Annotated in this window: 9 protein-coding genes and 1 pseudogene; 3 read left to right on the top strand and 7 right to left on the bottom strand. The window is 61.5% G+C overall.

Annotated features, from left to right (window positions below; all coding sequences use genetic code 11):
• Positions 1-132 precede the first annotated feature (132 nt).
• The 3 genes and pseudogenes from F1C16_RS16725 (at position 133) to F1C16_RS23375 (ending at position 5633) form a co-directional block, all read left to right on the top strand.
• Positions 133-3321 carry a glycoside hydrolase family 2 TIM barrel-domain containing protein gene (locus tag F1C16_RS16725; protein WP_185281756.1) on the top strand — a complete coding sequence of 1063 codons (3189 nt, stop codon included), beginning with the start codon at positions 133-135 and terminating at the stop codon, positions 3319-3321.
• 83 nt (positions 3322-3404) lie between these two features.
• Positions 3405-4436, top strand: a pseudogene (locus F1C16_RS23380) (BNR repeat-containing protein); the annotation flags it as partial.
• A 402-nt stretch (positions 4437-4838) separates the two neighbouring features.
• Positions 4839-5633: a family 16 glycosylhydrolase gene (locus F1C16_RS23375; RefSeq protein WP_246601918.1), complete on the top strand. Its 795-nt coding sequence runs from the start codon at positions 4839-4841 to the stop codon at positions 5631-5633.
• Here the strand turns inward: F1C16_RS23375 and F1C16_RS16710 are convergent.
• The 7 genes from F1C16_RS16710 to F1C16_RS16680 form a co-directional block, all read right to left on the bottom strand.
• Positions 5586-5723, bottom strand: a complete 138-nt coding sequence (locus F1C16_RS16710) for a hypothetical protein (protein WP_185281755.1) — start codon at positions 5721-5723, stop codon at positions 5586-5588. The genes F1C16_RS23375 and F1C16_RS16710 overlap by 48 nt on opposite strands.
• Positions 5724-5754: 31 nt before the next feature.
• Positions 5755-7971, bottom strand: a complete 2217-nt coding sequence (locus F1C16_RS16705; protein ID WP_185281754.1) for a choice-of-anchor I family protein — start codon at positions 7969-7971, stop codon at positions 5755-5757.
• A gap of 171 nt (positions 7972-8142) precedes the next feature.
• Positions 8143-8991 carry an endonuclease/exonuclease/phosphatase family protein gene (locus F1C16_RS16700; protein ID WP_185281753.1) on the bottom strand — a complete coding sequence of 283 codons (849 nt, stop codon included), beginning with the start codon at positions 8989-8991 and terminating at the stop codon, positions 8143-8145.
• Between the two features lie 187 nt (positions 8992-9178).
• Positions 9179-10957 (bottom strand): RagB/SusD family nutrient uptake outer membrane protein, encoded by a 1779-nt coding sequence (locus F1C16_RS16695; RefSeq protein WP_185281752.1) that lies wholly within the window; start codon positions 10955-10957, stop codon positions 9179-9181.
• A gap of 176 nt (positions 10958-11133) precedes the next feature.
• Positions 11134-14367 carry a TonB-dependent receptor gene (locus F1C16_RS16690; RefSeq protein ID WP_185281751.1) on the bottom strand — a complete coding sequence of 1078 codons (3234 nt, stop codon included), beginning with the start codon at positions 14365-14367 and terminating at the stop codon, positions 11134-11136.
• Between the two features lie 572 nt (positions 14368-14939).
• Entirely contained in the window at positions 14940-15815 is an 876-nt protein-coding gene (locus tag F1C16_RS16685; RefSeq protein ID WP_185281750.1) for a glycerophosphodiester phosphodiesterase family protein, read from the bottom strand.
• 45 nt (positions 15816-15860) lie between these two features.
• Positions 15861-18314, bottom strand: coding sequence for an alkaline phosphatase family protein (locus F1C16_RS16680; RefSeq protein WP_185281749.1), 2454 nt, complete (start codon positions 18312-18314; stop codon positions 15861-15863).
• Between the last annotated feature and the right edge of the window lie 47 nt (positions 18315-18361).

The raw sequence follows: 18361 nt of genomic DNA, 5'->3' as shown, positions 1-18361 counted from the left end.
TCACCCCGCCATTCTCCCGAAATACCCCCGGTTGCTCCGCGGGTAGTGGCGTAGTATTGCCTATGCATTTCTGAGACACACGGCGCGGTGCCAACCACACCGCCAGCGGCCTCGCTTTACCTCATCTATTCAATGCGCAACGTTCACTTTCTAACGGCCGCCCTGCTCCTAACCAGCGGCGCGGCTACCGCTCAAAACACACCCAACGAGTGGGAAAACCCGCGGGTGTTTGAGCAGAACAAAGAGAAGCCCCACGCCAGCTTCATGGTGTATGACAAGGCCGCCGACGTGGCCGCCAACGACTACGCCCGCTCGCCCTACTACCAGTCGTTGAACGGGCAGTGGAAGTTCAACTATGTGCCTCGCCCCGCCGAGCGCCCTACTACCTTCCAGCAGCCCGGCTTCGACGACAAAGGCTGGGCCAGCATTGCGGTGCCCTCCAACTGGGAGATGAAGGGCTTCGGCACGCCCATCTACACCAATATCACGTACCCATTTCCTAAGAATCCGCCCTTTATTGGGGGACGCGACAACCCGGTAGGGAGTTACCGGCGCACCTTCACGGTGCCCGCCGCCTGGGCGGGTAGGGAAGTGCTGCTGAACTTCGGCTCCATCTCGGGCTATGCGGTGGTGTATGTGAACGGGCAGCGTGTGGGCATGAGCAAGGTGGCGAAGTCGCCGGCTGAGTTCGATATCACGAAGTACCTAAAAGAGGGCGAGAACACGCTGGCCGTGCAGGTTACGCGCTGGCACGACGGTAGCTACCTCGAAGACCAGGACTTCTGGCGCCTCTCCGGCCTCGACCGCGACGTGTACCTCTACAGCCTACCCCAGCGCACGATTTGGGACTTCTTCACCCACGCCGACCTCGACCCTACCTACAAAAACGGCCAGTTTTCGGCCGATGTCACCCTGCGCAACTTTGGCGCGGCGGCTGGTACTCCGGCTCGCCTCACGGCGGAAATCTTGGACAGCAACGGCAAAACCGTGCTGCGTCAGCAGCAGCCCGTGGCCGCTGGTGCGGAGACCGTGCAGTTGAGCGGCACCGTGAAGAACGTGCGGCCGTGGTCGGCCGAAGTGCCTACCCTCTACCAGTGCCGCTTGACGCTGGAAGATGCCCAGGGTAAGGCCTTGGCTGTGACGGGCTGCCAGGTAGGCTTCCGCAAAGTGGAAATCAAAGACGCTCAGCTGATGGTGAACGGCCGCCCGGTGGAGGTGCACGGCGTGAACCGCCACGAGCTGGAGCCCACCACTGGCCGCGTGGTAACCGATGAGCTGATGCGCAAGGACTTGGCCCTGATGAAGCAGCACAACGTCAACGCCGTGCGCACTTCGCACTACCCCAACGACGAGCGGTGGTACCGCCTCTGCGACGAGCTGGGCTTCTACCTGGTAGACGAGGCCAACATCGAAACCCACGGCATGGGCGCCGAGTGGCAGGGCTGGTTCGACAAGACCAAGCACCCAGCCTACCTGCCCGAGTGGGCACCGGCCCACCTCGACCGCATTGAGCGGCTGGTGGAGCGCGATAAAAACCATCCCTCGGTCATCATCTGGAGCCTGGGCAACGAGTGCGGCAACGGCCCCGTGTTTCACGACGCCTATAAGTGGCTGAAACAGCGCGACCCCTCGCGCCCGGTGCAGTTTGAGCAGGCCGGCGAACAGGAGAACACCGACATCGTGTGCCCCATGTACCCCCGCATGAGCTCGATGAAGACCTACGCCACCGCTACCGACAAAAAGCGCCCCTTCATCATGTGCGAATACTCGCACGCGATGGGTAATAGCAATGGTAACTTCCAGGAGTACTGGGACTTGATTCGGAGTAAGCCACATATGCAGGGCGGCTTTATCTGGGACTGGGTAGACCAGGGCCTGCAAACCCGCGCCGCCGATGGCCGCATTTTCTACGCCTACGGCGGCGACCTAGGCGGCTTGCTCTTGCAAAACGACGAGAACTTCTGCGCTAACGGTCTGGTATCGGCCAACCGAGTGCCGCACCCTGGCTTGCTGGAGGTGAAGAAGGTGTACCAGGATATTCGCTTTTCGGCAGCCCAGCCCGCCAATGGCCGCGTGACGGTGCTGAACGGTTTTTCCTTTAACGATCTGAACGACTATACCTTCCGCTGGGAGCTGCTGCGCAACGGCACGGTAGCCAAAACCGGCACCTTTGCCGTGGGCAAGCTGGCCGCTGGTCAGCAGAAAGAAGTGAAGCTGGGCCTACCTTCGATGAAAACCGAGCCCGGCACCGAGTACGTGCTGAACGTGTTTGCCACCACCAAAGCCGCCGCGCCACTACTGCCCGCCGGCCACGAGGTAGCCCGCGAGCAGTTCACGCTGACGCCCGCGGCCACCTACTTTGCCGCCAAGCCGGCCACCACCGGCACCCTGCAAGTGCAGCGCGACGGCGATAAACTGACCTTCACATCGGGCGACGTGCGCGGCGAGTTCAACACCAAGCAAGGCCGTCTCACCGACTACCGCCGCGGCGACCAGCGCACGCTGGGCAGTTTCCCCGAGCCCTACTTCTGGCGCGCTCCCACTGATAACGACTTCGGCAACGGCATGCCCCAACAACTGGGCGTGTGGCGCACGGCCCACGCCGCCCGCGAGGTGAAAAACGTGACGGTAGGCGAGCAGTCGGCGGCCGGCCTACCCATCAAGGTAGACTATATGCTAACGGCCGTAGGCGTGCCCTACACGGTGTCCTACCTCATCGGTCCCGATGGCGCCGTGCAGGTAACGGCCGCTATCGACATGACTGGCAAGGACTTGCCCGAGCTACCCCGCTTCGGGATGCGCCTGGAGCTGCCCGAGCGCTACAATCAGCTGCGCTACTACGGCCGCGGCCCCTGGGAAAACTACCAGGACCGTAACACCGCTACCTTCCTGGGTACGTACCAGGACTCAGTGGCCGGGCAGTTTGTGAAGGGGTACATCCGGCCCCAGGAAAACGGCTACCACACCGATGTGCGCTGGTTCTCGCTCACCGATGCCGCCGGCCAGGGCCTGCGCGTGGAAGGGCAGCAGCCCCTGAGCTTCAGCGCCCTACCCTACCGTGCCGAGGACCTCGACCCCGGCCTCACCAAAAAGCAGCAGCACCCCACCGACCTGCCGCCCCACCAGCAAACCTACCTCCACCTCGACCTGAAACAGCGTGGTGTAGGCGGCGACGACAGCTGGGGAGCCCTACCCCACGAGCAGTACCGCTTGTTGGATAAGAAGTACAGCTATACCTACACGCTGCGCCTGCTCAATGGCAGCGAAGCCGGCAAAGGCGCTACTTCGCAGGTATTGCCGAAAGCCGGCGGTAAGCAGTAAGCTAAAAGAACCTCATGCGCCATGCGCCATCTGACGTCCGCTTGCCGAAGCCTCTCTACCGTGAATAAGTACCAGCAGTAGATATGCTTCGGCAAGCGGACGCCAGATGGCGCATGAGGTTCAAAAAACGTAACGTCCTATCGAAGCAATCCTACCCTGATTCTGGACTAAATCACCCTATGAACTATTCCCGTTGGCTGCTGGCGTTGGCGCTAAGCGGCACCGCTTTACTCACTACGCCTGCCTACGCCCAAACGCCCGTGGGCCTAGGCTGGGCCAAAAACAACGTGAACGGGGCCGTATTTCGCAAAAACTCCGTGGTGACGCACGGCCGGGAGCAGTACACTGCCTACTACGACTCCCTGGGCTACGTGGTGCTGGCCAAGCGCCGCCTACCCCGCGGGCGGTGGCAGGTGCAGCGCACCCAATACCAGGGCAAGGTGCAGGACGCCCACAACGTCATCAGCATTATGGTAGATGGGCGCGGCTACCTGCACTGCTCCTTCGACCACCACGGCAACCCCTTGCACTACTGCCGCAGCAAAGCACCCGGCTCGCTGGAAATGAGCGAGTTGCTGCCCATGACCGGCGACCGGGAGAAGAACGTGACATATCCCGAGTTTCACCGTTTCCCCTCGGGCGACCTGCTGTTTCTGTACCGCGATGGCAGCTCCGGCAACGGCAACCTGGCCCTGAACTACTACTCCACCAAAACCCAGCAGTGGCGCCGCCTGCACGATGTTTTAATTGACGGCGAAGGACGGCGCAACGCCTACTGGCAAGCCTGCATCGATGCCAAGGGTGCCATCCATTTGTCGTGGGTGTGGCGGGAGAGCCCCAACGTGGCCAGCAACCACGACATGGCCTACGCCCGCTCTTTGGATGGGGGCAAAACCTGGCAGCGCAGCACCGGCGAAACCTACCGCCTACCCATCACGGAGGCCACGGCGGAATATGCAGCTCGCATTCCACAAAACAGCGAGCTGATCAACCAAACCACTATCACTACCGATGCGGCCGGCACGCCCTATATCGCTACCTACTGGCGGCCCCAGGGTACGCAAGTACCGCAGTACCAGTTGATTTATAAGGCTGGTAACATCTGGAAATCGCAGCAGATCAGCCAGCGCACCACGCCGTTCAGCCTGAGCGGGGTAGGGACCAAGAAGATTCCGATTTCGCGGCCGCAACTGCTGGTGGAAACCAAAAAGGGGAAAACCGCCGCCTACCTCGTGTTCCGCGACGCCGAGCGCCAGGACCGCGCCTCGGTGGCCGCCTGTCCCGACCTTACCCAAAACCAGTGGGCCGTGACAGACCTGACCACTACCAGCGTGGGCAACTGGGAGCCCAGCTACGACACCGAGCTGTGGCAGCGCCGCCACGTGTTGCACCTATTCGTGCAGCGTACCGGCCAGGGCGACGGCGAAACCCTGGAAAACCTACCCCCGCAGCCCGTCTATATAAAGGAGTGGAAGCCGGAAGCGTCTTCCGCAAATCAGCCGGCTACGCATTGGTCGCTGGGGGCAACGACGCCTACCCCGGCAGCTACGCAAGATGGCTGGCGGCTGGTGTGGGCCGATGAGTTCAACACCGCAGGCCGCCCCGACCCCCAGAACTGGCAGTTCGAAAATGGCTTCGTGCGCAACCACGAGCTGCAATGGTACCAGCCCGACAACGCCCGCATCGAAAACGGGATGCTCATTATAGAGGCTCGAAAGGAGAATCGACCCAACCCTGCCCATCAGCCCGGCAGCACCGATTGGAAAATTAGCCGCCCTACCATCGACTACACCTCGGCCAGCCTGAACACGCAGGGCCGACACCAGTGGCAGTACGGCCGTTTCGAGATGCGCGGCCGCATTGACGCGCGCTCTGGCCTGTGGCCCGCCTTCTGGACGCTGGGCGTGGCCGGCGAGTGGCCCGCCAATGGCGAAATCGACATTATGGAGTGCTACAAAGGGAAGATTCTCGCCAACGTAGCCTCCGGCACCGACAAGCGCTACACCGCCAAGTGGCACAGCGAAACCAAAGCCGTCGACTCCTTCCCTGACCCCGATTGGGCCAAGAAATTCCACGTGTGGCGCATGGACTGGGACGCCGACTCCATTCGCCTCTACGTGGACGACCTGCTGCTCAACGAAACCCCGCTCACGGCCACCGTAAACCAGGACGGCACCGGCCGCAACCCGATGAGGCAGCCGCATTATACCTTATTGAACCTAGCCCTGGGCGGCGACAACGGCGGCCCCCTGGAAGGTACTACCCTACCCAGCCGCTACGAGGTAGACTACGTGCGCGTGTATCAGCAGTAGGGTAGGCTGCACGATGGCCGCGTAGCGGCCGTAGGTGTACATAATCAGCCACAACCAGAATGGCCCTTGTGCTAGCAGCGCAAGGGCCATTCTGGTTGTGGCTGATTATGTACGCCTTGGTCTACCGTACCACCAGCTTGCTGGTAGCACCATCGGTGGTGCGTAGCATATACACGCCGCCCGCCAGGCCGGTGGTTTCGAGGCGGTCGGTGGCGGAGAGGGTGCGCACGGGGCGGCCCGTGAGGTCCAGCAGCGTGCCCGATACGGCACGGCTCAGACGCACCATGCTACCCTGGGTGGGGTTGGGGTAGAGTTGCAGCGCCGCGGCTGCGGCCAACGGCCCGCGCGTGGGGGTAGGCGTGGCCGCCTGGATGCCATAGGCCGCAATCGTGCTGCTGACCTCGTTGGCGAGTAGCAACATCGGCTGGCCCGTGGGGCTGTCGGTGGCGGCCACGAACACAATGCCCTCGGGACCCAAATCGCCGGTGCCGGCCGTGAGGCTTCGGTTGTTGATGTACTGCTCCAGCACGGGCGCGGCGGGGTTGTTCAGATTGAACACCGCTACCCCGCCCACGCGCTCCAGCGACACGAAACCGTACAGGGTATCCCCGATGCGGCCCGTCGTCACGCCTTCCGGTTCGGGGCCTTTGTCGTCGGAGCGGTTCTTACGGGTGGGGGCTTCGCCGAAGCTGTTGCTGGCGTTGAAAATGGCGCCGTAGGTGGCATCGGCGCTGGTTACGCGCTCCAGCAGGTTGCCGCTATCGTGCACCAGCGCGCCGGTGCTGGCGTTGAAGATGCTGAACGAGCGGCCCCCGTAGGCGTAGATTTCGTCGAAGTCGCCGTCGCCGTCGGTGTCGCCCAGCTTGTTGGTCACGTTCAGGCGACCCAGCACCGCTTCGTTTTTGAGCAGCGCCGCGTTGGGGAAAGCCGTGGGGTCGAGCACGTAGGAGTTGGCACTGACACGCACTTGCTCGCTGAAAGCGGAATAGTCGCGGGCGTCGCCCTCGTTGGCCGTCAGCAGGTAGGGCGTGCCGCCTACCTCAAACGTGGTAATGGCATCGGGCTGGCGCATGCCCCGGATGGGCCAGTTGGCTAGTAGTATATCCTGAGTACGATCGGAAGCATCCAGGCTGAAACCCGCTTGCCGGTGGTCTTGGTACCCCACAGGGCGCAGGGCCGTGAACTGGTTGGTGGTCAGGTCCAGCACCGCTATGGCGTTATTTTCCTGGAGGCTGATGTAAGCCGTTTTCGAGTCGGCACTCACCGTAATATACTCGGGCTCTAGGTCTTGCGCCACGGTGGCGGGCGCCGCCGCTAGCCCACCGTAGATGCGGATGCCCTGTTGGCGCAGCTGGGCTGCCTGGTCGTTGTAACTGGTGAAGCCTACGGTCGTCACGTTGGTTTGCGCAAGGCCGGGCACACCGCCCGAGATGTCGATAATCGACACGCTACCCTCGGGGTCCGCGGTGTAGTCGGCCTTGGGCTCGCCCTCGTTGGCCGTCAGCACCAGGCGGCCGTCGGGCGAGAACGTCACCATATCGGGCATGGCGCCCACGGTCACCTGCTTCACAAAGGCGCCATTCTGATCGAAGAACACCACGCTGCCGTTGGCCTGCGGATTCGTGTTTTCAATAGCGCAGGCCACTACGCCGTTGCGCACGGCCACCGAGTTGAGGCCACCATAAGATTTGATATCAATAGAAGCTACCGCCACGATGGCCGCCGGATTAGCCAGATTCAGGATGTCCAGCTTACCCCCAACGGAGTTGGCCACGTACAGGCGCTTGGTGGTAGGGTCGTAGGCCGCAATTTCAGCCGAGTTGATTTGCTTTGTGCCTTCAAATGGGGTAGCCGTTTGGTAACTCTGCAACAGGCTGAGGGTCAGCCCTCGGTTGAGGGTAGGCGCAGGCGTGTCGTTGTCGCGGATGTAGACCAGAATATCCGCCGAGGCCGCCGCCACGGTGGCGTTGGTCGGGTTTTGGAGGCGCACCACAAAGTACTCCGCATCCTCGGCCGTGGCATCGTCCAGAATCGGAATGGTGATGGTTTGGGTGCCGGTGGCGCCAGCCGGGAACGTCACGGTTTGGGTGGCCGCGTAGGTGAAATCCTGCCCGGCCGTGGCCGTCCCGAACGCCTGCAACGCCACCTCCACGGTGCTGGCCGCCGCGCCGGGGTTGGTAATCGTGAGCGGAATGCTAACGGAGCCCGCGTTTTCGGCCACCGTGATGGTGGCGCTGGGCCGACTGATGCTAGGCGTGGTTTGGGCCTCGGCCCGGCCAAGGCCCAAGCTCAGCAGGAAAGCGGTGGCCGGTAGAAAAGCGTAGAGGTGTAGGCGCATAGGGGTAGGTTGGTTGAGTAGCCAAAGCTACCGGCAACGCATTACCGCAACATGACGCAAATATTACGTGATAATGAATAATATAGCATTTATATAATTGATTGCTAGATAGTTGTTCTAAGTATCGCCTTGCGATACTAGCGCGGGGCACAGCCCCACGCCAGTACCTAACTACTTCTTCGCATAGCGCACTTCCACAGCCACAGGGTAGTGGTCGGAAGGAAGTTTGCCGCCGCCATAGGTGTCCGTCAGAATGCCGTAGCGGGTGGCCGTAAAGGCGGGGCTGAGGAAGATGTGGTCGATGCGGGCGTCGGTTTTGCGCGTGGGGTCGAAGCCGTTGAACGTGCCGTTGGGCGCATACACCAGTGGGGCCGTCTGGTAGGCGTCGCGCAGCGTGCCCGAGGTACTGAGGATGGTGTAGCTCTCGTTGCGCTGGTCGATGTTGAAGTCGCCGGTGAGGATGGCGGGCGTGGTGCCGGCCATTTCCTTCACCTTGCTGAGAATCAGCTTGGCACTTTCGCGGCGGGCTTCCTTGCCCACATGGTCGAAGTGGGTGTTGAAGAAGTAGAACGTGAAGCCGGTGCCTTTGTCGCGCAGGTGCGCCCAGGAACAGATGCGGGGTAGGGCGGCATCCCAGCCCTTGCTGGGCGTAGCGCTGGTAGGCGACAACCAAAACGTGCCCTGTTGCAGTAGGTCGAACTTGTCTTTCTTATAAAAGATGGTCGAGAACTCGCCGGCCTGCTTGCCGTCGTCGCGGCCTACGCCCACGTGCGCGTAGCCGGGCAGCTGACCGGCCATGTCCTGCAATTGGTTATACAGCACTTCCTGGGTGCCAAACACGTCAAAGTCCTGAAAGCGAACGAGCTTGGTGAGGTAGGGCACACGCTTGCTCCAGGCATTGGCCGTGTCGTTCTTGTTGTCGTAGCGAATGTTATAAGTCGCCAGCTTCAGCGTTTGAGCCGAAAGGGTAGAGGCCGCGCCGAGGAAGAGTAGGGCGGCGAGTAGAGTGTGCTTGAGCATTAGAGGAAGTGAGGGAAATTAGGAACAGGTTAGTGGGTAAACCGTCTGTCATCCTGAGCATTCCGCGCATCAAGCGGCGACGAAGGACCTTATCACGCTGGAGCAGTTATCGTAACAACGACTTGTTCAACTGGCATAAGGTCCTTCGCTCCGCTCAGGATGACAAGAGGTGCAAGATGACAGGTTGTTACTCCCAACCCGGATTCTGACCGAGTTTGGGATTGATGAGGCGGTCGGCTTCGGGGATGGGGTAGAGGTAGAATTTGTCGTCCCACTTGCGGGGCACGTTGGCCAGCCAGGTCAGCTCGCCGGAGGTGCCGTTCTTGAGCTGCTGCGGGTTGGCGCGGCCGTTCAGGGTAGGCGACACGTTTACGTAGGTAACGCCCGCGGCCGGGGGGGTAGGGGCCGTGTTCTGGTAGAACGCCACGTCGGCTTTGCCGTCCTCGTTTAGGTCGAGCGGCTGGTTGAGGGCGGGCACGTAGAAGCCGTTCCAGATCATTTCCATTAGCGGCCCGCGGCGCCAGCGGATGATATCATCGAAGCGGAAGCCCTCTAGCACCAGCTCGATGCCCCGCTCCCGCCGGATTTCCAGCAGCGCCGCATCCGAGATACCGGGGAAGTAGTTGGTTTGCAGGTAGGCATCGGCCACGGTGGGCTTGGCCGCGAGGCCGCCCGTGATACCGGCGCGCTGGCGCAGCGCCCCGATGGTTTTCACCCAATCAGCATTACTGAAGGTGCCCAGCTCGGCGCGGGCCTCGGCGTAGTTCAGCAGCACCTCGGCGTAGCGAATGATGGGTAGGGAGTTGATGTTGCGCGTGCCGCCGTCGTAGTAGGTGTCGTCTAGGGTCAGCTTAATGGGCTGATAGCCAGTATACGTGTAGGAGAAAACCGGCGGCGCGGCCTCCGTGGCGTTGCCGTTGGTGCGGCGGTAGTCGCCCATCCGGATGGTCTGTTGCAGGCGCTTGTCGCGGCCCTTCACCTCTTGCGCGAAGGGCATGGTTTCGTAGCCTGCTTTGCTGGTGAAAGGCGTGCCGTCGATGTTCAAATAGGTGTTCACAAAGGTGCGAATCAGGCTCACGCGCGAGCCGTAGGTGGCGCTGGTCCACCACCAGTTGGCGTCGTTATATACGCTCAGGGCGGGGTCCGACACGGCGGCCAGAATCACCTCCGAGGCTACCGGCGCCTGGCTGGTAAACACCTGGCGGTAGGCGCGGTCGGTGCCGCCGGCCGCGTTCAGGCTGAAGCCGCCGGTGGTCATCACCTGCTCGGCGGCGGTGGCGGCTTCGGTCAGCCACTGGTTGGCGCTGCCGGTCAGGCCGTAGCCGGTCTGATACTTCCGAAACGTGCCCTCAAACAAGCACACCCGCGACTTGAACGCGGCGGCCGTTTGCTTGGTGATGAGGCTACGGCTGTTGTCGGCGGTGGTCGTAATATTTTTGATGGCGAAGTTCAGGTCAGCCAGTACCGAGTCCATCACCAGGGTGCGCGGGTCGCGGCCGTTGTAGAGGGTAGGGTCGTCCACCGACTGCGGCTTGCCAATCCACGGCACATCCCCGAAGCGCTTCACCTTATCGAAGTAAAACCACGCCCGGAAAAACCGCGCCAGCCCCCGGTAGTGGTTGCGCACGGCCGGCGCCACGGCGGGGTTGTTGTTGTTGGCCAGGAAGTAGTTGATGTTGCGCAGCGGGCGCCAGTCCCAGCCCGAGCTTTGGCGGGCGCTAAAAGCGCCGGGCAGCAGAAAATCGGGTACCTGGGTGCGGGCCGCGTAGTCGGCCATGGCGTCGCCGCGCACAATGTCGTTGGCGGTGGGCAGCACATCGTAGAAAGAATTGGCGTACAGCTCCAGGCCCCGCTCGTTGCTGAACACGGCCGAGCCGGTCACGGTGGCCTCGGGCTCCTGGTCCAGCGAGTCGCAGCCGGCCAGGGCCAGGCACAGGAAAAGGAAGGTGGTAAGGTATGGTTTCATGAGGAAAATGTGTGGGAAGGGTATTTGTCTGCCGGGCGCCTGCCGGTCCGACGCCGGAGGCGTCCGACCGGTATCGTCGCTGATGTCTGCACCCGCGTCAGTGGGCGTCAGCACGAAGCTCGTTCTACGATACCGGTCGGACGCCTCCGGCGTCGGACCGGCAGGCGACCCTACCGTTAGAAAGTCACCGACAAGCCCAGGATGACGCTTTTCAGGATGGGGTAGTTGTTGCCGTTGCCGCTGTTGCTGGAGGTCAGCACCTGGTCGGAGCGGCCGATGCTTTCCACGTCCAGGTCATGCGTGATTTTGTAGAGCGGCGACCAGGCCCACAGGTTCTCGCCCGACACGTACACCCGCGCCGCCGACAGCTTGGCGCGGTTGATCAACGACACCGGCAGGTTGTAGCCCAACTGCACGTTTTTCAGGCGGATGTAGGCGGCGTTGATGAGGTAGCGCGTCTGGGTCTGGCTTAGCTCGCCGGCGCCATTCTGGGCCACGTAGCCGCGGTAGCGCGGGAAGTAGGCGTCGGGGTTGTCCTCCGACCAGATATTACCCAGCTGCGACTTCGGCACCTTATTATAGGGGCGGTTGTACTGGCCCCAGAAGATGCCCGCTTCCGAGCCGGGGTACCAGTCCTGGTGCCCTACCCCCTGGAAGAAGGCCGAGAAGAAGAAGTTGTGCCAGCTGGCATCGGCCATCACGCCGTAGGTGTAGCGGGGCAGGGAGTTGCCAATCACGCGCCGGTCGCCGGGGTTGGCCACGGTGTTGTCGCCGTTGTTGATCACGCCGTCGCCATTCAGGTCCGCAAACTTGATATCGCCGGGCAATAGCTGGCCGCTGGTAGAAGCCCGGAACAGAGCCTGCGAGGGCGAGGAGCTAATCTGGTCCTGCGATACAAACAGCCCGTCGGTGGTGTAGCCCCAGATTTCGCCCAGGCGCTGGCCCTCGTAGTAGTCGTTCAGGCGCTTGTTGGGGTTGTTGTATTTGGTGATGTGCGCCTTGTAGTCGGCCAGCGTGAGGCGCAAGCCGTAGGCCAGGGGGCTGGCGCCCACGTTGGCCTGGTCGCGCCAGTTCAGGGCCACCTCCCAGCCCTTGGTGCGCAGGTCGGCGTAGTTACCCTTGGGCACATCGGTACCAAACACGGCGGGCAGGGTAGGGCCTACCGTAAACATATCGGTGGTGTTGCGAATGTAGCCGTCGGCGTTCAGCGTCAGGCGGTTTTTCAGCATGCTCAGGTCCAGGCCCAGGTCCGAGGTAGTGGAGGTTTCCCAGGTCAGGCCATTGGGCAGCACGTTGGGCTGGCCGGTGTATTGGGGCCGCACCCCGTTCAGCACCCGCCCCGACTGCGCAATGCTAAACTGCTCCTGAAACGCGTAGGAATTGATGTTGCCATTACCCAGCGACCCATACGACCCCCGGATTTTCAGCTCCGAAATCAGGTTAGGCGACACCTTCCAGAACGGCTCGTTGGAGATGCGCCATCCCGCCGAAAACGACGGAAAGAAGGCAAACCGCTCGTTTTCGGGAAACTTCGAGGAGCCGTCGTAGCGGCCGCTGGCCTCCAGCAGGTAGCGTTCCTTGAAGGAGTAGTTCAGGCGGTAGAAGCCGCCCGAAATGTTCCACCTATCCCAGCCGCCGCCTGTGGTAATGGCCTGACCCAGTGCTAGGTTGATGTCCTGGGCATCGGGGTAGATGAGGCCGTTGCGCTGGGTTTGCAGGCCGCGGTACGTCGACTGCTCGTAGTTGTAGCCCAGCAGCGCCTTGAAGTAGTGCGCCGGCGTGAAGTTGGTTTCGTACTCGGCGTAGAGGTTGGTGGCCAGGTAGCGCGTCTGCCCGAAAGCGCGCTGCAAATCGTTGGTGTTGGTGCCCACGTACTCAATCACGCCGGGCTTGCGGCTATACGGCACCGGCACGCGCGTTTGGGTGCGGTCGTTGTCGGTGTTGCGAATAGTAAAATTGCCGTTGACGCGGAATTTGTTGTCGAAGAAATTCGTGCTGAACGCCGTCGTGTTCCGAAACACCCGCTCGTCGAAGTCGATGCCGTTTTTGCCGTACCAGAAGTCGCCCACCGTGTAGGCCGCCGAGTAGGTGAGCGTGCCGTCGGGGTTGAACATGGGCGCCACGGTGTGGCCTTCGTCGGCAATGTTGCGCCAGATGCCGCCGCCCTCGCCCACGTTCAGCGGGTTGTGGTAGGTCATGTTGGAGTAGTCGGCGTTGTTTTCCACGCGCAGCCACGGAAACAGGTCCAGCGCCCCCTTCACCCGGAAGTTATACATCCGGTAATCGTCAGAATTATAGCGAAATAGCCCATCTTGCCCGAAGTAGCGACCCGTGGCATAGAAGCTGGCCTTGCCGCTGCTCCCCGACACCGACACGTTGTGTTCCGACGAGCTGGTGCGCTTCTTATACAACTCCTTGTACCAGTCGGTGTTACCGTAATACACGTACTCGCCATTGGCATTCACGTCTACCTTGGGTAGGCTGGGGTCTTCGGAACGCCGCTTCAGCTCGGCCAGGTACTCCGGCGAGAATTTCACCGTTTTGTTGATGTTCTGCGGGGTCTGGGAGTAGTCGTTCCACGCCGACCAGCCCTCGTTGAACATCTTGGCAAACTGGTAGCCGTCGGTCACGAAATCCGGCACCGCCGTGGGGCTCTTAATGGCCTGGTTGAACGAGTAGGTGATGCTGGTGCGGTCCTGGCTGGGGTTTTTGGTCGTAATAAGCACCACGCCAAAGGCCCCCCGCGCCCCGTAAATAGCGGCCGCCGAAGCATCCTTCAGCACCGATACCGTGGCGACGTCGTTGGGGTTCAGGCGGCTCGGGTCGCCCTCCACGCCGTCAATCAGCACCAGCGCATTGCCCCCCTGCCCAATCGAGGTAGTACCCCGAATGTTGTAGGCTGGCGACGCAATCGGCTTGCCGTCGCCGGGCACCAGGTTCAGGTTGGGCAGCACGCCCTGCAAGCCCTGCGTGAGGTTGGGCACCGAACGGTTTTGCAGTACCTCCGACGTCACCTGGTCCACGGCGCCGGTCAGGTTCACCTTCTTCTGGGTGCCGTAGCCCACCACCACCACCTCGTCCAGCGCCTTGGTGTCGGGCGCTAGTTTGATGTCGATGGTCGTGCGGTTGTTCAGCGGCACTTCCTGCGTATGAAAACCTAAATACGAAACGACCAGCGTGTTAGCCTCCGCAGGTACTTCCAGTGAGTAGGCGCCAGTGGCGTCGGTTACAGTGCCTACCTGGGTGCCCTTGGCCAGCACCGTTACGCCGGGCAGGGCCTCGCCGGCGGTGTCGGTGATGCGGCCGCTGACGGAGCGAGCCTGTTGGGCCGCGGCCGTGAGGCTGCAACACAAAACAGCGGGTAGCAGCAAGTGCCGCTGCCAACGAAAAGCAGTAGGGGTTGAGGTCATGTACTAGGTGTATTGGTTGGAGGAAAGTAGGCGCACGACAGTCCCTGATACTTATGTATAATAAGCCAGCGGGTAGGGTAGAAAAAGGGCGGGATGGAGGAAAGAAAAGTAATTAAACAGTCAAGAAAAAGCCATATAAAACTCGCTCTGTTTTTATTAGTGCAAAGATACAGCAGTGGTTTATGCTTTATTTAAGATTGAATAGGATTGACAAATTGATAACATATTCTGCTTGCTCATAATGTTTGCATAACGTTTCGGTATACATTTGATGATATAGCTTTGCCAAGCTTAAACAGTAGCTTCTTAAGCTGTTTTTGTAACTATACTATTCATAAATACAAGTAGTTATGTTAAAAAAACAAAGCCCCGATACGCACTAAGCGGACTCTCAAGTCGCCAAATGCGTAGCGGGGCCAATCGAAAAAGATGGCGTATGTAAGCTGTGGAGTTGTGCTGTTGTTTTAGTTATTATTTTGTTTTACAATGAGCTGTATAATGTACGAGGATTATAAAATTATTGTAATTCAAATTTTAAAATTGAATTACAATAATTCACTTATTTAATAATATTATTTTTCAGAAAATAAATCAGGATAATCCGTAATAATGCCGTCTACTTTTTGGGCTACCAACTCTTTGATAGTAGGGACAGAATTTATGGTCCAGGGAATTATTTGCATGCCTTGTTGGTGGCAGTTTTGCACTAGGTTGGCTGTCACCAGCTTGTAGTAGGGGCTGTAGATGGTAGGCCGGAAGCTAAGGCGTTTCAGGTTAGCGGTTAGCCCGTAGACATTCTCCACCAGCAGTGCCGTGCGCAGGGTAGGGTGGGTGCGGTGCACCACCTCCAGCGTACGCGGGTCGAAGGACTGAATAATCACGCGGTCCTGCACGCCCTTTTCGGTTATCACGGCCAGCAGCAGCCGCACAAATTCTTCCGGCTCGGGGTGCAGGGTGTTGTCACCGGCCGGGGTGGTCTTGGTTTCGATGTTGTAGTAGGGCAGGGGCCGTCCCTGCCGCCGCGCGTGCGCCTCCGCCGAGTCAATTACCTCGGCCAGCAGCGGCTTGTATGTCTTCAGCTTCTCCTGCCGCGGAAACTTAGGATTGCCGTGGCTGCCCACATCGTAGCGCCGAATTTCGGCGTAGGGTAGGCCGTAGAGGCGCAGGGCCTTGCCAGCGGCCGCCGTGAGTGGTTGCCCATCGGGCGTGTGTACGAAGTCGGCGTTCATGTAGGGGTCGTGGGAGAGCAGCACCTGCTTGTCCTGGCTGATGGCGGCGTCCATCTCCAGGGTCGTCACGCCTAGGTCCAGCGCCTTCAGCATGGCCGGCACGGTGTTTTCGGGCAGCAGGCCGCGGCAGCCGCGGTGGCCCTGCGTGTCGAGCGGTGGTGGTGGGGTAGGGGCGGGCGTGAGCATGGCGAGCAGGGGAAGGAGCAGCAAGATTTTCATCGAAAGGAGGTTTTACGGCGCGGGTAGGGATAGGGCCGGGGGGCATCAATCGTCGTCATCGTCGCGCTTGGGCGCTAGCTTCAGGAAGGCGCCGCGCCGGGGAGCGGGGGCCGTGGCGTTTTCGCCGCGCACAAACTTCCAGATTACCTCGTTCAGCTCCAGGTCGGGCACGGCATCTTCGCGGGCCAGGTTGAAGCGCTCCGACTTCTCGGCGCTTTTGTTCCAGGCCACGTTGCGGGCGTCCAGGTCTACGCGGGCGGGGCGGGCCTGGTAGGGCGCGGGGTTGGGCGTGGTGGTGAAGCAGTCGGCTAGGGGGAGGGCGGCGGCATCGTACTGACTCATAGGGGGTAGGCCCAGCAGCAGCTCCATGGTGCGCAGCGCGCCCGAGGTGGAGTAGAGCGTGTGGTTGACGGTGCCGCGGCGGGTGTAGGGGCTAATCACGAAGGCCGGGGAGCGGTGCGCGTCCACGTGGTCGGGGCCGTTCTGGGCGTCGTCTTCCAGCACAAACACCACCGATTCTTTCCAGATCGGGCTTTTCGACAGGTGCTCTACCAGCTGGCCCAGGGCCAGGTCGTTGTCGGCCATGGCGGCAATAGGCGTGTACTTGCCGCGCCGCTGCCCGCTGGTGTGGTCGTTGCTGAGGCGAATGGTGCTGAACTGCGGCACGGCCCCCACGGCCAGCAGCGAGTCGAAATCCTGCCGCCAGATACGCACCCGCTCCACGTCCTTGATATCCATATTAAAGCCCGGCGACGGCACGCACACGTGCCCTTGCAACGATTTGAGCGGGGTTTTGCCCTTGTCGGCAAACTCGCCGTAGGTGCGGTAGCGCAGGCCGGCGCGCTGGCAGTAGTCCCAGATGTAGCCGTCGCGGGGGTAGGCAATCGGGCGGGTGCCCTCGTAGTCGTAGGTGCCGCCGCGGCCGCCGTAGCTGGTGGGCCAGGTTTTCTCGGTGTAGTCGGTGGCGTAGGCGGCCATGCTCCAGTTGTGGCCGTCGGCACTCACCTCGGCATTCACATAGAAGTTGTCGAGCAGCACAAACTCGCGGGCCAGGGCGTGGTGGTTGGGCGTCACCTTCTCCGGAAACACGCACAGGGTAGAGTCGCCGTTGCCCTCCGGCATATCGCCCAGCACCTGGTCGTAGGTGCGGTTTTCTTTGATGACGTAGAACACGTATTTGATGGGCGACGCCTCGCCTACCTTACCAGGCACCGGGTGGCCGGCGGGCCGGGCCGCGGCCTGGGTTTCGGCCTCAGCCGTGAAGGGCGTGTTGGCGTACACCTGCTTGGAGTAGGCGCCCAACGTAGCCTCGTCGGGCCGCGGAATACACGACAGCGTGCCCTTAAACAGGCTGCCGATATACTGCACCGGCTGGCCCGTTACGCCGGTGTGCGAGCCGCTGTTGTCGGTGCTCTTTACCGGCTGCGGCCCCTGCGGATTAGCCAGCGAGGAAAACCCTTTGCCATTGGCTACCAAGATGGTACGCCCCAGGGTCTTCACGTTGGTCGGGTACCAGCCCGTCGGGATGAAGCCGCGGGCCGCGCTCTTGCCCGGCGTGCGCACATCAAACACGGCCAGGCAGTTGTTGTCAGCGTTGGCGATGTAGAGCGTTTTCTCGTTGGGCGACAAGGCCAGCCCGTTGGTGGTCGAGCCGGTGAGGTGGGTAGGGTAGAGGGCCGTCGAAATCACCTCCAGCACCCGGCGCGTGCGCGTATCCACTACCGACACCGAGTTGTCGTTGGCGTTGGCCACGAACAGGTAGCGGCCGTTGCGGGTCAGCAGCAATTCATTGGGGTGACTTTCGGTGGCAATTTCGCCGGTGAGACGGCCGGTTTGGGTGTCGAACAGCGCCACCTTGTCGCCGCCCCAGAGCGAGATGTAGAGCGTGCGGCGGTCGGGGGCGAGCAGGCAGGCGTATGCTTCGTGACCCAGCGCTACCTTCTGCACCGTGGCCCCGGTGCGGGTGTCGAGCACGTAGAGGCTGTTGTCTTCCTTCGTCACCACGTAGAGGCGCTGGCGGGCGTCGTCGAGGGCCAGGCCGGTAGGACCGATCTTATTGGGCCAGGCGCGGCCCAGGCGCAGCGTGTCGGGGGTGCCCAGGCGGTTGCCGGCGGTAGAATAGCGCAGCACCATGTTGTCGTTGCCGCCCGAGGCGTAGAGCTGCCGCCCATCGGCGCTAAAGGCCAGCCCGTACCACGACTTGCCAATCACCTTTTCATCCAGCAGCTTTTCCGTTTTCGGGTCGATCAGCTGAATGCTCTGCGTACCCTGCCCGTTGTTGCTCACGGCCAGCAGCCGGCCGTTGCGGGAGAGTTGCATGTTCAGCGGCAAATCACCGAGCGGCACCGACCGCCCCGCCGGACTCAGCGACCAACCATTGGGCAGCAGAATACGCTCGGCCTGTGGGTTGTTGGTGGGCAGCTGCGCCTGGGCGGCCGGCGCGAGCCAGGCGCCGCCCAGCAGGCAGAGGCCCAGGGCGAAGGGGGGGGTACGGTGCATAGGCGGAGGGGTAGTAAAGCAAGGTAGGAAGATAAGCAGCGACGCGT

It is taken from the genome of Hymenobacter sp. NBH84 (genome assembly GCF_014217645.1).
In the GTDB taxonomy this organism is placed as follows: domain Bacteria; phylum Bacteroidota; class Bacteroidia; order Cytophagales; family Hymenobacteraceae; genus Hymenobacter; species Hymenobacter profundi.
Note: the sequence above shows the minus strand (reverse complement) of the source record. Positions and strands in the feature narration are given on the sequence as shown.